Consider the following 14969-nt stretch of genomic DNA (forward strand, 5'->3'; position numbering starts at 1 on the left):
CCCGCTAAACTCCGGGGTCTGCGCTGACAAGAGGTCCAGGAATGAACCCCAGTTTCCTCGAATTCGAACAACCTATCGCCGATCTTGAGGCGAAAATCGAGGATCTCCGCCTCGTGGGCAATGGTGCCGAGGTCAATATCTCCGAGGAGATCAGCAAGCTCCAGGAAAAGAGCATCGCTCTGACCGAGAGCATCTTCAAGAATCTCAGCTCGTGGCAGATTTCCCAGCTGTCGCGGCACCCGCGTCGCCCCTACACGCTGGACTACGTCAAACGCATCTTCGATGAGTTCGATGAGCTGCATGGTGATCGGACCTTTGCCGACGACGCCGCCATTGTCGGTGGCATCGGTCGTCTGGAAGGGCGCCCGGTGATGATCATCGGCCACCAGAAAGGCCGCGATGTGAAGGAAAAGGTGCGCCGCAATTTCGGTATGCCGAAACCGGAAGGTTACCGCAAGGCGTTGCGGCTGATGGAGATGGCCGAGCGTTTCCGCATGCCGATCCTGACGTTTATTGATACGCCCGGAGCGTTCCCCGGCATTGATGCCGAAGAGCGCGGCCAGAGCGAGGCTATCGCCCGCAACCTGCTGGTGATGTCCAGCCTCAAGGTGCCGATCATTGCCACGGTGGTGGGCGAGGGCGGTTCCGGCGGCGCGCTGGCCATTGGCGTCTGCGACCACTTGCAGATGATGCAGTACAGCACCTATTCCGTGATTTCCCCCGAAGGCTGTGCCTCGATCCTGTGGCGCAGCGCCGACAAGGCGCCGGAAGCCGCCGAGGCCATGGGTCTGACGGCGGAGCGTCTGCACGAACTGGGCATCGTGGATGAAGTCATCCCGGAACCCCTGGGTGGCGCCCACCGCGACCATGATCTGGCCGCAGACCGGTTGCGCCGCAGCCTGTTGACGCAGCTGGAAGCCCTGAGTGCCTACGATGCCGACAGCCTGATCAGTCGCCGCTACGAGCGGCTGGTGTCCTACGGCAACTTCAGCACCTCGCCGGCGGACGAATAAGCCGCCGGCCCCCTCCCATGACGGTTGACCTCGCCGAACTGCTGCGCCGTCACCTGGCTGACGTGCCGGGCAAGCTGGTGCTTGGCTTCAGCGGCGGTCTCGATTCCACGGTGCTGTTACATGGCCTGGTGCGTGCCGGTTTCGGTGCACGCCTGCGGGCCGTGCATGTGGCGCATGGTCTGCAGGCTGCGGCGCAGGACTGGCCGGCACACTGTGCCCGCGAATGTACTGCCCTGGGCGTACGCTTCGAGCTGGTCATGCTGGCGGTGGCGTCCGGCTCGAATCTGGAAGACCGGGCCCGTGAGGTGCGCCGGGACGTCTTGATCAGGAACACCCCGGAAGACGGTGCCCTGCTGCTGGCACATCACGCTGACGATCAGGCAGAAACCCTGTTGCTGCGTCTGTTGCGCGGCGCTGGTCCGGCGGGGCTGGCGGCCATGTCGGCGGACAGTCAGTTTGCCGGGCGCCGCCTGCTGCGCCCCCTGCTGGAGGTCAGTCGGGCCGAACTGGCCGCTGTGGCCGCCGACTGGGAGCTGAACTGGGTGGAGGATCCCACCAATGCCGAGCAGATCGCTGATCGCAACTTCCTGCGCCACACGGTGATGCCCGTATTGCACCAGCGCTGGCCCGCGCTGGTGGAGACCCTGTGTCGCAATGCCCGTCGGCAGGGCGACGCTGCGGTGATGCTGGATCACCTGGCCAGTACCGACCGGGCGGCGCTGAGGCGCCCGGATGGCAGCCTGGACCTGTCCGGCTTCGCCCGGCTGCCCGCAGAGCGTCAACGTAACCTGCTGCACGGCTGGCTGCGCGCGGAGGGCCTGCAGGTGCCCGCAGAGCGTTTCCTGCAGCGGGTGATCGATGAACTGCCGGGGGCGGCAGAAGACCGCATGCCGGAAGTCGTCTGGCCGCAGGCGGCGTTCCTGCGTTTCCGGGACGGGCTTTACCTGTTGCCCACGGCAGCGCGTGTGCCGATCTGCGGGCCGTTACCCCTGGTGCTGGCGGACGCCTCGGCGGCCTCGCTGGGTCCGGTGACGGTGCGGGTCAGCGCGGGCACGGCTGCGGCAGCCGAGACCGCGGGCCGTCCTGACTCGAAGACCCTGTACCTGCCGCGCCATCTGAGGCGGGTGCTGGTGGGCCCGGCACCCCGTGGCGCTCGCCTGTATCAGGGCGGCATGCACCGTGATCTGCGCGAGCTCTGGCGGGTCGCTGGCATTCCTCCGTGGGAACGCTGTCGTCTGCCGGTGGTATTGGCCGATGCGGCGGGCCCGCCGGAAGTGCTGGCGGCGCCCGGCGCCGGACTGGCTGATGGTCTGTCACTGGCCCCCGGCGAGCCCGCCTGGTGTCTCTCCTGGTAGGGCGCCCGGCTGCCCCCGGAGCCGCCCGAGCGGCGCATTCCTGATTGTGACCGTCGGGGTGTTCTGTTAGCATTTACTCCCGTCCTGACCCAGTGCAATCCTCTGACATAATCCGGTGAAAAGGCCGCAGTTTTCCGCCGCCCGGTCGTATTTCAGTGGATGGCGCCGGGTTTTTAATTTTTTGCCCGGAACACGTCACCGCCTGCACGCCCTGCGGGTCGGACATGGCATTCCGGGACTGGCAGCGGTGAGCGCATGACGCGATTTATTTTTGTCACAGGCGGGGTAGTGTCATCACTGGGCAAGGGGATCACCTCTGCGTCCCTGGCCTCACTGCTGGAAGCCCGCGGGCTGACGGTAACCCTTCTCAAGATGGATCCCTACATCAACGTGGATCCGGGCACCATGAGTCCCTACCAGCACGGCGAAGTGTTCGTGACCGAGGACGGCGCCGAAACCGATCTGGATCTGGGCCACTACGAGCGTTTCATCCGCACCCGCCTGTCGCGCCGCAACAGCTTCACCACCGGCCGCGTCTATCAGGACGTGCTGGACAAGGAGCGTCGTGGTGAGTACCTGGGGGCCACCGTTCAGGTGATTCCGCATATCACCGACGAGATCAAGCTGAAAATCCATCAGGGCGCCGGTGAGGCCGATATCGCCATCGTCGAGATCGGCGGGACGGCCGGTGACATCGAGTCGCTGCCCTTCCTGGAAGCCGTGCGTCAGATGCGCATCGAGCTGGGCTCCAGCAAGTCCCTGCTGGTACACCTGACCCTGGTGCCCTGGATCGCCTCGGCCGGCGAGATCAAGACCAAGCCGACCCAGCACTCGGTGAAAGAGCTGCGCTCCATCGGCCTGCAACCGGACATGCTGGTATGCCGTTCCGATCACGAGATTCCCAGCGGGGCACGGGAAAAGATTTCCCTGTTCACCAATGTGGAAGCGCGGGCCGTCATTTCTGCACCGGACTGCAAGACCATCTACCAGGTGCCACGCGTACTGCATGAGCAGGGCATGGATGATTTCGTGGTCGAGAAATTCGCTCTCGACTCCCCGGCGCCGGATCTGGCCGAGTGGGATCGTGTGGTGGAAGCGCAGCTGAACCCGATCCAGGATGTGACCATCGGCATGGTCGGCAAGTACATCGAGCTGGCCGATGCCTACAAATCATTGAACGAAGCGCTGACCCATGCCGGTATCGCCACCCGTTCGCGGGTCAACATCGAATACATCGATGCCGAGGACGTGGAGCGCAAGGGCACCGGTATCCTGGCGCATCTGGATGCGGTGCTGGTGCCGGGCGGTTTTGGCGACCGCGGCACCGAAGGCAAGATCATGGCGATCCGCTATGCGCGCGAGAACAAGGTGCCATACCTGGGCATCTGCCTGGGGATGCAGCTGGCGGTGATCGAGTTTGCCCGCCATGTGGCCGGGATCAGCGGTGCCCATTCCACCGAGTTGAAGCCGGATACCACCGAACCGGTGGTGGGCCTGATCACGGAATGGATCGCCGGTGACGGCCATGTCGAACAGCGCACCGCAGAGTCTGACCTGGGCGGCACCATGCGTCTGGGTGGCCAGGAATGTGTGCTTGAGCCCGCGTCATTGTCGGCCCGGTGTTACGGTGCCACACGCATCATCGAACGCCATCGGCACCGCTACGAGGTGAACAACAACTACCTCGACCGGCTGACAGAAGCGGGCCTGCGTATCGCCGGCCGCTCGACCAATGGCGAACTGGTGGAAGTCGTGGAAGTGCCAGACCATCCCTGGTTCGTGGCCTGCCAGTTCCACCCGGAATTCACCTCCACGCCGCGCGATGGCCACGGCCTGTTCCGGGGTTATGTGGAAGCGGCGCTGGCCCAGCGTGAGCGTACCAGCGCCCACACGGAGTAATCATGTCGCAGACTGCTTCGCAAAAAACCTTGCACATCGGTGATATTCCGGTGAGCAACCAGCATCCGTTCGTGCTGTTTGGCGGCATGAACGTGCTGGAGTCCCGCGACATGGCGTTGCGTGTGGCCGAGCATTATGCCCGCGTGACTGAAAAGCTCGGTATACCCTGGGTATTCAAGGCGTCTTTTGACAAGGCCAACCGGTCGTCGCTGGATTCATACCGTGGTCCGGGAATGGAAGAAGGGCTCCGGATCTTTGCCGAGATCAAGCAGACTTTTGGCTGCGCAGTGCTGACCGATGTGCACGAACCCTTTCAGGCCGCTCCGGTGGCCGAGGTGGTGGATGTACTGCAACTGCCCGCTTTTCTGGCGCGGCAGACCGATCTGGTGGTGGCCATGGCGAAAACCGGCCGCCTGATCAATATCAAGAAGCCGCAGTTTCTGGCGCCGCGTGAGATGGGACATATCCTGCACAAGTGCCAGCAGGCCGGGAATGACCAGTTGATTCTGTGTGAGCGCGGCAGCAGCTTCGGATACAACAACCTGGTGGTGGACATGCTCGGCTTCGGCATCATGAAGCAGTTCGGCTACCCGGTGTTCTTCGACGTGACCCATGCCTTGCAGATGCCCGGTGGCCGCGCCGATTCCGCCGACGGGCGGCGCCAGCAAGTGGCCGATCTCGGCCGCGCCGGCCTCAGCCAGGGGCTGGCCGGCCTGTTTCTCGAAGCGCATCCTGACCCGGATGCGGCCCTGTGTGATGGCCCCTGCGCACTGCGTCTGGACCGTCTCGAACCTTTCCTTGAACAGATGAAAGCAGTGGACGATCTGGTGAAGAACCTGCCTGCTTTCGATAACCGCTGAAAACCGGAGACACTGACATGTCCAGGATTGTTGACGTCAAGGCCCGCGAGATTCTCGATTCCCGTGGCAACCCCACCATCGAAGCCGATGTGGTGCTGGAATCCGGTGCCATGGGCTCGGCCTGTGCGCCCAGCGGTGCGTCCACCGGCTCGCGCGAAGCGCTGGAACTGCGTGATGGCGACAAGGCCCGTTATCTGGGCAAGGGCGTGACCAAAGCCGTGGGCAACGTCAACTCGGAAATCCGTGAGTTGTTGCTGGGCCGTGATGTGACCGAGCAGGCCGCGCTGGATCAGTCGATGATCGAGCTGGACGGCACCGAGAACAAGGGCCGCCTGGGCGCCAACGCCATCCTCGCGGTATCCCTGGCCGCCGCCAAGGCCGCGGCGGCGGTACAGAAAAAGCCCTTGTACGAATACATCTCTGATTTGCAGGATGACGACAACGCCTACAGCTTGCCGGTGCCGATGATGAACATCATCAATGGCGGCGAGCATGCCGACAACAATGTCGATATCCAGGAGTTCATGATTCAGCCGGTGGGTGCGCCGACCATGGCGGAAGCCATCCGTTGTGGCGCGGAAGTGTTCCATGCCCTCAAGAGCGTGCTCAAGAAGCGCGGCCTGAATACCGCGGTGGGCGACGAAGGCGGCTTCGCGCCGGACCTGCCGTCCAACGAAGCGGCGCTGGAAGCCATCGTCGAAGCCATTGGCATGACCGGCTACAAACTCGGTGACGACATCACCCTGGCGCTGGACTGTGCCGCGAGCGAATTCTACAAGGACGGCCAATACGTGCTGGCCGGTGAGAACCGCAGCCTGTCTGCCGAGCAGTTTGTCGATTATCTGGAGGAGCTGTGCGGCCGTTACCCGATCATCTCCATCGAAGACGGTCTGCACGAGAGTGACTGGGCAGGCTGGAAGGTGCTGACCGATCGCCTGGGCAAGAAGGTGCAGCTGGTCGGTGACGACCTGTTCGTGACCAACACCGAAATTCTCAAGCGCGGCATTGATGAAGGCATCGCCAACTCGATCCTGATCAAGTTCAACCAGATCGGTTCGCTGACCGAAACCCTGGCGGCCATCAAGATGGCGAGAGACGCAGGCTACACGGCGGTGATTTCACACCGCAGTGGCGAAACCGCCGACACCACCATCGCTGACCTGGCCGTGGCGACGGCCGCCGGGCAGATCAAGACCGGCTCGCTGTGCCGCAGCGACCGTGTGGCCAAGTACAACCGCCTGATCCGTATCGAGGAAGAGCTGGGTCGTGCGGCCTACCATGGCCGCAAGGAATTCCGGTTCCTGGCGTGAACCGGCGTGTCGTGACCTTGCTGACCGGCCTGCTGTTGCTGGCCGTGCTTGGCTTGCAGGCACGGCTGTGGTTCGGCGAAGGCAGCCTGCGGCACGCCGCCAGCCTGCGCAAGCAGGTGCAGGCGATGGAACAGGACAACGCGAAGCTGGCCGACCGTAACCGCCTGATGGCGGCAGATGTGGCCGATCTGAAATCGGGCCTCGACAAGATCGAGGAAATTGCCCGTCGCGATCTTGGCATGATCCGCGACGGTGAAACCTTCTATCTGGTGCTGGACGGCCAACGTGGCGGCACCGACGCCGAGGATGACGCCGATGCTGCCCGCTGATGCTCGGGTCTTTGCACTGGTGCCTGCCGCCGGCAGCGGCACGCGCATGGCCGCTGCCCTGCCGAAACAGTACCTGTCCCTGGATGGCCGCACCCTGGCTGAGCACACTGTCAATCGATTGCTGGCCTGCGCCCGTATCGAGCGCGTCATGGTAGCCGTGGCGGCGGATGACCCCTGGTGGTCGGCGCTGCCAGTGGCGCGCCAGCGGCGCGTCAGCACCACCATCGGCGGCGCCGAACGGGCCGACTCCGTGCTGCGTGGCGTGCAGGCCCTGGCCGACTGGGCGCGGGATGACGACTGGGTGCTGGTGCATGACATGGCGCGACCGTGCCTGCGGGTCTCCGATATTCACCGGCTGCTGGACGCCTGCGGCGAGCAGGGGGCCATACTGGCGTCGCCGGTCACCGACACCGTCAAGCAGGCGGACGCCGAGGGCCGCATCAGCGCCACCTTGCCGCGCAGCTGCATCTGGCGTGCCCTGACCCCGCAACTGTTCCCGCTGGGCGCCCTGCGTGAGGCGCTGCAGGCTGCCCTGGCAAACGGCTTGCAGGTCACCGACGAGGCCTCGGCCATGGAGGCCCGGGGCTGGCAGCCTGTGCTGGTGCTGGGACGGGCTGACAATATCAAGGTGACGGTGCCGGAAGATCTGGCGCTGGCCGCTTTCTATCTGGCGCAACAGGAGGACGCATGAGCCTGCGTATCGGCCAGGGCTTTGATGTGCATGCCTTCGGCCCGGGCGATCATGTGATGCTCGGTGGCGTGCGTATCCCCCACGATCATGGCCTCAAGGCGCATTCCGATGGCGACGTGGCGCTGCACGCGCTGGCGGATGCCTTGCTGGGTGCGCTGGCCCTGGGCGATATCGGCCATTTCTTTCCGGACACGGATGACCGCTGGGCGGGCGCGGATTCCGGCGTGTTGCTGCGCGAGGTGTACCGGCAGATCCAGGCCCGTGGCTACCGCCTCGGCAATGCCGACATCACCATCATTGCCCAGCGTCCGAAGATGGCGCCGCATATCCAGCCCATGCGCGAGCGTATTGCCGGGCTGCTGCACTGTGCCCCGGGTGCCGTATCGGTGAAGGCCACGACCAGCGAAAAGCTCGGGTTTACCGGCCGCGAGGAGGGCATTGCCGTGATGGCGGTGGTGCTGTTGCAGGCGACGACGGCGGCCGCACCGTGAGCACCTTGCCGCGTGCCCATGGCGGCCCGGTGGGGCAGGGCCGGTTGCGGGCCAGCCCCGAGGATTTCCATGTCAGCGAAGTGATGGCGGTGGCGCCGGACGGGCAGGGCGAGCACCTGTGGCTGCATCTGCGCAAACGTGGCCTGAATACGGCGGATCTGGCGCTGTCCCTGGCGCGCCTGGCGGGCCTGCCCCTGCGCGCCGTGGGTTACAGCGGCCTCAAGGACCGTGTGGCGGTGACCGAACAGTGGTTCAGCCTGCACCTGCCGGGCAAGCCCGACCCCGCCCTGGATGCCTTGCCCGAGGGCGTGACATTGCTGGGCGCCGCACGGCACAGCCGCAAACTCAATCGCGGTACCCACCGGGCCAACCGCTTCGAACTCGTGATCCGCGATCTGGAAGCCGACCCCGCGACTCTGCTGCAACGCCTTGAGGCGGTGGCCGCCCAGGGCGTGCCCAACTATTTCGGCGAGCAACGCTTCGGCCGTCATGGCGACAACTTCAGCCGCGCCCGGGACTGGCTCCTGGGCGACGGCGAGGCCCCGCGCAAACCCGCCCTGCGCAGCCTGTGGCTGTCGGCGGTGCGTAGCGAGCTGTTCAATCAGGTGCTGGCGGAACGGGTGCGTCAGGGCTGCTGGAACCAGTTGCTGACGGGCGATATCCTGCAGCCCGACGGGCGACGTGGCCTGTTCCTGGCGGATGAGGACAGCGATGCCGCCGCGCGCCTGACCGCTGGTGAAGTGCATCCGACAGCGCCTATGCCCGGTGCCGACGGCATGGCATCATCAGGCGCCTGTGCCGCACTGGAGGCCGCCGTGCTGGCAGAGCACGCCCCCCTGATCGATGCCCTGGCCGCGCATCGGGTGGAAGGCGCGCGCCGCGCCACACGTCTGCCGGTGCAGGATTTCAGCTGGCAACTGCCAGAGGAGGCCGTGGCGGGCATACTGCGTCTGGGGATGACGCTGCCCGCCGGTGCCTTTGCGACCACGGTGCTGGCGGAGCTGCTGACGTTCGGGAATACATGAGGGTGGGGAACAACGTGACGGAAGTGAATCGTTCCGGAATTGGTATGACTTCAGCACGCACACGCGAGCGACTGGTCAGCCGCTTGCGCGAAAAGGGCATCAGCGACGTGCGGGTGCTGGACCTGATCCGCAGCACCCCCCGTCATCTGTTCATCGAAGAGGCCCTGGCACACCAGGCCTATGACGATACCGCCTTGCCCATCGGCCACGGGCAGACCATCTCCCAGCCCTGGGTGGTGGCGCGCATGACGGAACTCCTGATTGAACCCGGCGTGCCGCGCAAGGTCCTTGAAGTGGGCACCGGCAGTGGCTACCAGACCGCTATCCTGGCCGCGCTGTGCACGGACGTCTATTCCGTAGAGCGGATTCGCCCGCTGCAGGAGCAGGCACGTCGACGTTTGCTGTCGCTGGGGCTGGCCCGCGTCCAGTTGCGCCACGCGGACGGTGGTCTGGGCTGGACCTCCGAAGCGCCGTTCGACGGCATTCTGGCGGCCTGTGGCCGGGCGGATATCCCCGATGACCTGCTGGCGCAGCTGGCCGATGGCGGGCGACTGGTGATGCCGGTGGGAGAACAGGACCAGCAGTGGCTGACCGTGGTGGACCGCCACGGCGATGATTTTCGTGTCACGCGCCTGGATGCGGTGCGATTTGTGCCCTTCCAGCGTGGCATTCTGCGCTGACCGTCGGGAGACAAGGCAGTGAAACGATATTCAGGGGTCTGGCTGCGCGGCATGGCCATGGGCGCCGCCGATATAGTGCCTGGCGTGTCCGGCGGCACCATGGCGCTGATCACCGGGATCTACGCCGAACTGATCAACACCCTGGCCGGTATCCGGCCGCGCCTGCTGGGCATCTGGCGCCGTGAAGGTCTGGCCGCCGCCTGGCGCGCCGGTAACCTGACCTTCCTGTTTACGCTGCTGGGCGGCATGCTCACCAGCATCCTGCTGCTGGCACGGCTGATCATCTGGGTCATGGCCCATTACCCCGTGCCCCTGTGGGCCTTTTTCTGCGGCCTGATTGTGGCCAGCATCATCATCGTTCTGCGGCCGCTCAAGCAGTTTGGTTTCGGCACCTGGCTGGCCCTGGTGGTGGGCGTGCTGTTTGCCGGCTGGGTGGCGACCCGCCCCGGGCTGGATGCCTTCGGCCTGTCGCCGATGGTGTTCTTCGTCTCCGGCGCGATCGCCATCTGCGCCATGATCCTTCCGGGCATTTCCGGCAGCTTCATCCTGTTGCTGCTGGGCATGTACGCCCCGGTGCTGGCCGCCGTGAATGACAGCCATCTGCTGCTGCTTGCCGCCTTCGCCGGGGGCTGTGCCTGTGGTCTGCTGACGTTTGTGCATTTTTTACGATGGGCCCTGGTCCGCTTCCACGACCTGGTCATGGCGCTGCTGGCGGGCTTCATGGCCGGGTCGCTGGTGCGCCTGTGGCCCTGGCGCATCGCCGCAGAGCCGGGCGCTGTGCTGGAACGCACAGTGTTGCCCGCCCGCTACACGGCGGAGACCGGCCTGCCCGCGATGGTCGTTCCCGCGCTGCTGGCGCTGCTGGGCGGCCTGCTGCTGGTCTGGCTACTGTCGCGCCCCGGCAGGCATAATGAGGCGAACCCGGCAGCAGAGAACAGGACGCCTTGAGGCCCGATCGCCGCACTCTGATTCATTGGCCCCGCGAGTGGCACAGACTCCGCCAGGGCCGTGTGTTGCGCCGCCTGGCGGGGCTGGCCTTGCTGGTGCTGTGCTCGGCGGGCTGTGCCGCCAATCAGGCGCCCGTGGTCGAGTATGATGCCTCCGGCGCCCGCAGCGGCACCGGCACCCTGAGCAGTCGCCCCTCCCAGGTCACCCAGGGCAGCCATACGGTGGTACGCGGCGATACGCTGTTTTCCATCGCCTGGCGATACGGGTGGGATTACCGCGAACTGGCGGCCGCCAACAACATCAGCGCCCCCTTCACGATTCGCCCGGGCCAGGAAATCCGCCTGGACCGCCGAGCACCGGCCACCGCAGGACGTCCGGCATCGCCGCCTGCCAGCACAGCGCAGCGCCCGCCGCAACCGCAGACACCGGCACCCACCCCGCAACAGCCGCCCCGGCAAACCCCGGCGTCACCACCGCAGGCCTCCTCCCCACCGGCAGCCTCCACACCCTCGACGCCACCGCGCGTGGCCGGCACCGGGGACGTGCAATGGCGCTGGCCCGCCAGCGGCGACCTGCTGTCCCGCTTCTCGGCCCAGCAGGCCGGGCAGACCGGCATCCGCATCGCTGGCCGCGACGGTGATCCTGTGGTCGCGGCGGCGGCGGGCGTGGTGGTCTATCGCGGCAACGGTCTCACCGGCTACGGCAACCTGCTGATCGTCAAGCACAATGATCGCTGGCTCTCGGCCTATGCCCACAACGACAGCATGCTGGTCCGTGAAGGCGATAGCGTGGATGCGGGCCAGCGTATTGCGACCATGGGCGCGACGGGCACTTTCCGCACCCAGCTGCACTTCGAGATTCGCCGCGACGGCCAGCCGGTCGACCCGCTGACCCTGTTGCCGCGCCGGTCCTGAGCCGATGCCTGCGCACAAGGCGTCCTCCCTGACTGTGGCCCAACAGGCCCGTTTGCTGCGCCGCGTCACGCTGGCCTCGGTATGCGTGGCCCTGATCCTGATTGTGGCCAAGGCGGTGGCCTGGTGGCTGAGTGGCTCGGTGGCCCTGCTGGCGTCACTGCTGGATTCGCTCATGGATGCCGCCGCCTCACTGGTCACGCTGGTGGCGGTGCGCTACTCCCTGGTGCCCGCTGATGCCGAGCATCGTTTCGGCCACGGCAAGGCAGAAGCCCTGGCCGGACTGGGCCAGGCGGCCTTCATTACCCTGTCGGCACTGTTCCTGCTCAGCGAAGGCGTGCGCCGCCTGATCGACCCGGCACCGGTGGCGGCCACGGGTCTGGCTCTGGGGGTCATGGTGCTGTCCATCGTGCTGACGGTGCTGCTGGTGCAGTTTCAGCATCGGGTGGTGCGCCACACCGGCTCGACCGCTGTGGCGGGTGATGCGCTGCATTACGCGTCGGACCTGGCCATGAACATCGCCATCATCGGTGCCATTGTGGCGGCGCATTACGGTTATCTGCGGGTGGACAGTCTGGTGGCGTTGGCGGTGGGGGCTTATATCCTGGTGGCCGCCTGGCGCATCGGCAACCAGGCGGTGCAATTGCTGCTGGATCGCGAATTACCGGACGAGGAGCGCCAGCATATCGCGGCGGTGATCGGCGCCCAGCCGGGCGTGCTGGGCTTCCATGACCTGCGCACGCGTCAGTCCGGCCGCACGCGCTTTGTCCAGGTGCATGTGGAGCTGGACGAAACCCTGTCCCTGCGCGAGGCCCATGCGCGCATTGTCGAGATTGGCGCGGCGATAGGTGCTGCGGTGCCGGGCGCCGAGGTGATCATTCATGCGGACCCAGTGACGCCCGGGGCGGCTGACGGTGTGCGCTGACTTTCTGTTTTGGCTTGGGTCCATTCTGTTGGGTTGTGGTGGTTATGGCCCTCGGGGGGCGGGTACAGGGTTTCTGGACACGCCGTGAATACATCCATGTAGGCTCTCGTTCGGCATCCATGCCTCTCGAAGGTCCAGAAACCCTGTACCCGCCCCCCGAGGGCCGTCACGCGCAGCCTGGTTAACAACTTCCAGCCTACAGCTGCAACTGAGCAAGCGGTTGGCGCAGAGTGTGTGATGGCCTCTGAACGTGACGGCCAGCGGGGGTGGGGGACTGCTTTTCAGGACTGTCGAGAGGCATGGATGCCGAACGCAAGCCTACAGGGACGTATTCACGGCGTGTCCTGAAAAGCAGTCCCCCACCCCCGCTGGCCACAACCACCGAGCCAACCAGAATGGACCCCAGCCAGAAGAATCAGAAGTCGCCGCTTTTGCTGGCCAGGGTCGGGGGCATTTCGCCCGCAGGCGGGGGCGGCCAGCCGCCCAGGTCGCGCCAGCGGTTGACCATGGTGCAGAACAGCTCGGCGGTGCGGGTGGCATCGTAGAGGGCGGAATGCGCCTGGCTCTGGCTGAACGGGATGCCGGCCATCTCGCAGGCTTTGGCCAGTACCGTCTGGCCGAACACCAGCCCGGCCAGGCTGGCCGTGTCGAAGCAGGAAAACGGATGGAACGGATCGCGCTTCAGGTCCGTGCGGCTGACCGCCGCCTTGACGAAGTCATGATCGAAGAACGCATTGTGACCGACCAGAATGGCCCGCTTGCAATGATTCGCCTTGACCGCCTTGCGGACCGCCTCGAAGACACCGCGCAGCGCCATTTCCTCAGGCACCGCACCGCGCAACGGATTGGACGGATCAATTCCGGTGAAATCCAGCGCCGCCTGCTCGATGTTGGCGCCCTCGAACGGGTCCACATGGTAGTGCACCCGCTGGGCAGGACGCAGCTTGCCCTCGTGGTCCATGTCCAGGGTGACGGCAGCGATTTCCAGCAAGGCGTCCGTATGGGCGTTGAAACCGCCGGTTTCCACATCCACGACCACCGGCAGGAAGCCGCGGAAGCGCAAGGCCAGCGAAGGGTGCTGCTCAGACATGAAATCTCCTCTCAGGGTCGGCAATGCTACCGGAAAGCCATGCCGAGCAACAGGCGCCCGCCGTGCTGGCGTTTTCGTGGCGCCCCGGGGCAGGTACAATGACGCCCCCGGCAGCGGCAGTCGCCGCCCGGCCTACTCAAACTGAACGCGCGGAGTACCCATGTCGGACATCAAGAAGGTTGTGCTGGCCTATTCCGGAGGCCTGGACACTTCCGTCATCGCCAAGTGGCTGCAGCAGACCTATGACTGCGAGGTTGTCACCTTCACTGCTGATATCGGCCAGGGTGAAGAGGTGGAACCGGCGCGGGCCAAGGCCAAGGCCATGGGCATCCAGGAAATCTATATCGAGGACCTGCGTGAAGAGTTCGTCCGCGATTACGTGTTCCCGATGTTCCGCGCCAACACCATCTATGAAGGCGAGTACCTGCTGGGGACCTCCATTGCGCGACCGTTGATTGCCAAGCGGCTGATCGAGATTGCCAATGAAACCGGTGCCGATGCGATCTCCCATGGCGCTACGGGCAAGGGCAATGACCAGGTGCGTTTCGAGCTGGGCGCCTACGCACTCAAGCCCGGTGTGAAAGTGATTGCGCCCTGGCGTGAGTGGGATCTGAATTCCCGCGAGAAGCTGATGGCCTATTGCGAGCAGCACGAGATCCCGGTGGATTTTTCCAGCAAGAAGAAAAAATCACCGTATTCCATGGACGCCAACCTGCTGCACATTTCCTATGAAGGTGGCGTGCTGGAAGACCCCTGGGCAGAAGCCGAAGATGACATGTGGCGCTGGTCGGTCAGCCCGGAAGCGGCACCGGACAAGCCCGAATATGTCGATGTGACCTATGCGGGCGGCGACATCGTGGCCATCAACGGCAAGACCCTGAGCCCCGCCGAGGTGCTGGCGGAGCTGAACCGTCTGGGCGGTCAGCACGGCATCGGCCGCCTGGATATCGTCGAGAACCGCTATGTCGGCATGAAATCCCGTGGCTGCTACGAGACCCCGGGCGGCACCATCATGCTGCGTGCGCATCGCGCCATCGAGTCGATCACACTGGATCGTGAATCCGCGCACCTCAAAGACAGCATCATGCCGAAGTATGCCGAGCTGATTTACAACGGCTACTGGTGGTCGCCGGAGCGTCTGGCGCTGCAGAAGCTGATTGACGCCACCCAGGAGTGCGTCAACGGCGAGGTGCGGCTGAAGCTGTACAAGGGCAATGTCATCGTGGTGGGCCGTCGTTCCGAGGACAGCCTGTTCGATGCCAGCATTGCTACCTTTGACGACGATGCCGGCGCCTATGACCAGAAGGATGCCGAGGGCTTCATCAAGCTCAATGCCCTGCGTCTGCGCATCGCAGCCCGGGCGGGGCGCAAGCTCTCCTGAGGCCTGGCATCAGGCGGTAGACAGAAAAATGCCCGGCACAGTGTGCCGGGCATTTTTGTTT

Annotated in this window: 15 protein-coding genes; 14 read left to right on the top strand and 1 reads right to left on the bottom strand. The window is 65.1% G+C overall.

Annotated elements, in window-relative coordinates; genetic code table 11:
* The first annotated feature begins 41 nt into the window (after positions 1-41).
* The 13 genes from DKW65_RS04495 to DKW65_RS04555 all read left to right on the top strand — a co-directional run bounded on the left by DKW65_RS04495 (position 42) and on the right by DKW65_RS04555 (position 12437).
* Positions 42-1013, top strand: a complete 972-nt coding sequence (locus tag DKW65_RS04495; RefSeq protein ID WP_111656141.1) for an acetyl-CoA carboxylase carboxyltransferase subunit alpha — start codon at positions 42-44, stop codon at positions 1011-1013.
* A gap of 17 nt (positions 1014-1030) precedes the next feature.
* Entirely contained in the window at positions 1031-2368 is a 1338-nt protein-coding gene (gene tilS, locus DKW65_RS04500) for a tRNA lysidine(34) synthetase TilS (protein WP_111656142.1), read from the top strand.
* 255 nt (positions 2369-2623) lie between these two features.
* A complete protein-coding gene (locus tag DKW65_RS04505) occupies positions 2624-4267 on the top strand; it encodes a CTP synthase (protein WP_111656143.1) in 1644 nt (547 codons plus the stop codon).
* A 2-nt stretch (positions 4268-4269) separates the two neighbouring features.
* On the top strand, positions 4270-5127 hold the full coding sequence (gene kdsA / locus DKW65_RS04510; protein WP_111656144.1) for a 3-deoxy-8-phosphooctulonate synthase: 858 nt from the start codon (positions 4270-4272) through the stop codon (positions 5125-5127).
* 17 nt (positions 5128-5144) lie between these two features.
* Complete coding sequence (gene eno, locus DKW65_RS04515; protein WP_111656145.1) at positions 5145-6437, top strand: phosphopyruvate hydratase; 1293 nt, start codon at positions 5145-5147, stop codon at positions 6435-6437.
* Positions 6434-6766 carry an FtsB family cell division protein gene (locus DKW65_RS04520; RefSeq protein ID WP_111656146.1) on the top strand — a complete coding sequence of 111 codons (333 nt, stop codon included), beginning with the start codon at positions 6434-6436 and terminating at the stop codon, positions 6764-6766. The genes eno and DKW65_RS04520 overlap by 4 nt, the downstream gene beginning before the upstream one ends.
* The gene (ispD, locus tag DKW65_RS04525; RefSeq protein ID WP_111656147.1) at positions 6753-7457 is read left to right on the top strand and encodes a 2-C-methyl-D-erythritol 4-phosphate cytidylyltransferase; all 705 of its coding nucleotides are present in this window, start codon (positions 6753-6755) and stop codon (positions 7455-7457) included. Before DKW65_RS04520 ends, ispD begins: the two co-directional genes overlap by 14 nt.
* Positions 7454-7948, top strand: coding sequence for a 2-C-methyl-D-erythritol 2,4-cyclodiphosphate synthase (gene ispF / locus DKW65_RS04530; protein WP_111656148.1), 495 nt, complete (start codon positions 7454-7456; stop codon positions 7946-7948). Before ispD ends, ispF begins: the two co-directional genes overlap by 4 nt.
* Positions 7945-8973: a tRNA pseudouridine(13) synthase TruD gene (truD, locus tag DKW65_RS04535; RefSeq protein ID WP_245932390.1), complete on the top strand. Its 1029-nt coding sequence runs from the start codon at positions 7945-7947 to the stop codon at positions 8971-8973. Before ispF ends, truD begins: the two co-directional genes overlap by 4 nt.
* Positions 8970-9653, top strand: coding sequence for a protein-L-isoaspartate(D-aspartate) O-methyltransferase (locus tag DKW65_RS04540; RefSeq protein ID WP_111656149.1), 684 nt, complete (start codon positions 8970-8972; stop codon positions 9651-9653). Before truD ends, DKW65_RS04540 begins: the two co-directional genes overlap by 4 nt.
* Before the next feature lie 18 nt (positions 9654-9671).
* Complete coding sequence (locus tag DKW65_RS04545; RefSeq protein WP_245932391.1) at positions 9672-10601, top strand: DUF368 domain-containing protein; 930 nt, start codon at positions 9672-9674, stop codon at positions 10599-10601.
* 65 nt (positions 10602-10666) lie between these two features.
* Positions 10667-11515 carry a peptidoglycan DD-metalloendopeptidase family protein gene (locus DKW65_RS04550; protein WP_211315742.1) on the top strand — a complete coding sequence of 283 codons (849 nt, stop codon included), beginning with the start codon at positions 10667-10669 and terminating at the stop codon, positions 11513-11515.
* A 4-nt stretch (positions 11516-11519) separates the two neighbouring features.
* Positions 11520-12437: a cation diffusion facilitator family transporter gene (locus tag DKW65_RS04555; protein ID WP_111656151.1), complete on the top strand. Its 918-nt coding sequence runs from the start codon at positions 11520-11522 to the stop codon at positions 12435-12437.
* 415 nt (positions 12438-12852) lie between these two features.
* Here DKW65_RS04555 and rnt read toward each other — a convergent pair whose 3' ends face one another.
* Entirely contained in the window at positions 12853-13527 is a 675-nt protein-coding gene (rnt, locus tag DKW65_RS04560) for a ribonuclease T (RefSeq protein ID WP_111656152.1), read from the bottom strand.
* A 160-nt stretch (positions 13528-13687) separates the two neighbouring features.
* Between rnt and DKW65_RS04565 the strand changes: the two genes are divergently transcribed.
* The gene (locus DKW65_RS04565) at positions 13688-14908 is read left to right on the top strand and encodes an argininosuccinate synthase (protein WP_111656153.1); all 1221 of its coding nucleotides are present in this window, start codon (positions 13688-13690) and stop codon (positions 14906-14908) included.
* Positions 14909-14969 lie beyond the last annotated feature (61 nt).

The organism is Isoalcanivorax indicus (genome assembly GCF_003259185.1).
In the GTDB taxonomy this organism is placed as follows: domain Bacteria; phylum Pseudomonadota; class Gammaproteobacteria; order Pseudomonadales; family Alcanivoracaceae; genus Isoalcanivorax; species Isoalcanivorax indicus.

Excerpts from the sequence above, each read along its gene's own strand:
- DKW65_RS04555 (WP_111656151.1), top strand. The coding sequence starts at position 11,520 with ATGCCTGCGCACAAGGCGTCCTCCCTGACTGTGGCCCAACAGGCCCGT.
- DKW65_RS04495 (WP_111656141.1), top strand. The coding sequence starts at position 42 with ATGAACCCCAGTTTCCTCGAATTCGAACAACCTATCGCCGATCTTGAG.
- ispF (WP_111656148.1), top strand. The coding sequence starts at position 7,454 with ATGAGCCTGCGTATCGGCCAGGGCTTTGATGTGCATGCCTTCGGCCCG.
- kdsA (WP_111656144.1), top strand. The coding sequence starts at position 4,270 with ATGTCGCAGACTGCTTCGCAAAAAACCTTGCACATCGGTGATATTCCG.
- rnt (WP_111656152.1), bottom strand. The coding sequence starts at position 13,527 with ATGTCTGAGCAGCACCCTTCGCTGGCCTTGCGCTTCCGCGGCTTCCTG.
- DKW65_RS04505 (WP_111656143.1), top strand. The coding sequence starts at position 2,624 with ATGACGCGATTTATTTTTGTCACAGGCGGGGTAGTGTCATCACTGGGC.
- ispD (WP_111656147.1), top strand. The coding sequence starts at position 6,753 with ATGCTGCCCGCTGATGCTCGGGTCTTTGCACTGGTGCCTGCCGCCGGC.
- DKW65_RS04565 (WP_111656153.1), top strand. The coding sequence starts at position 13,688 with ATGTCGGACATCAAGAAGGTTGTGCTGGCCTATTCCGGAGGCCTGGAC.
- tilS (WP_111656142.1), top strand. The coding sequence starts at position 1,031 with ATGACGGTTGACCTCGCCGAACTGCTGCGCCGTCACCTGGCTGACGTG.
- eno (WP_111656145.1), top strand. The coding sequence starts at position 5,145 with ATGTCCAGGATTGTTGACGTCAAGGCCCGCGAGATTCTCGATTCCCGT.
- DKW65_RS04540 (WP_111656149.1), top strand. The coding sequence starts at position 8,970 with ATGAGGGTGGGGAACAACGTGACGGAAGTGAATCGTTCCGGAATTGGT.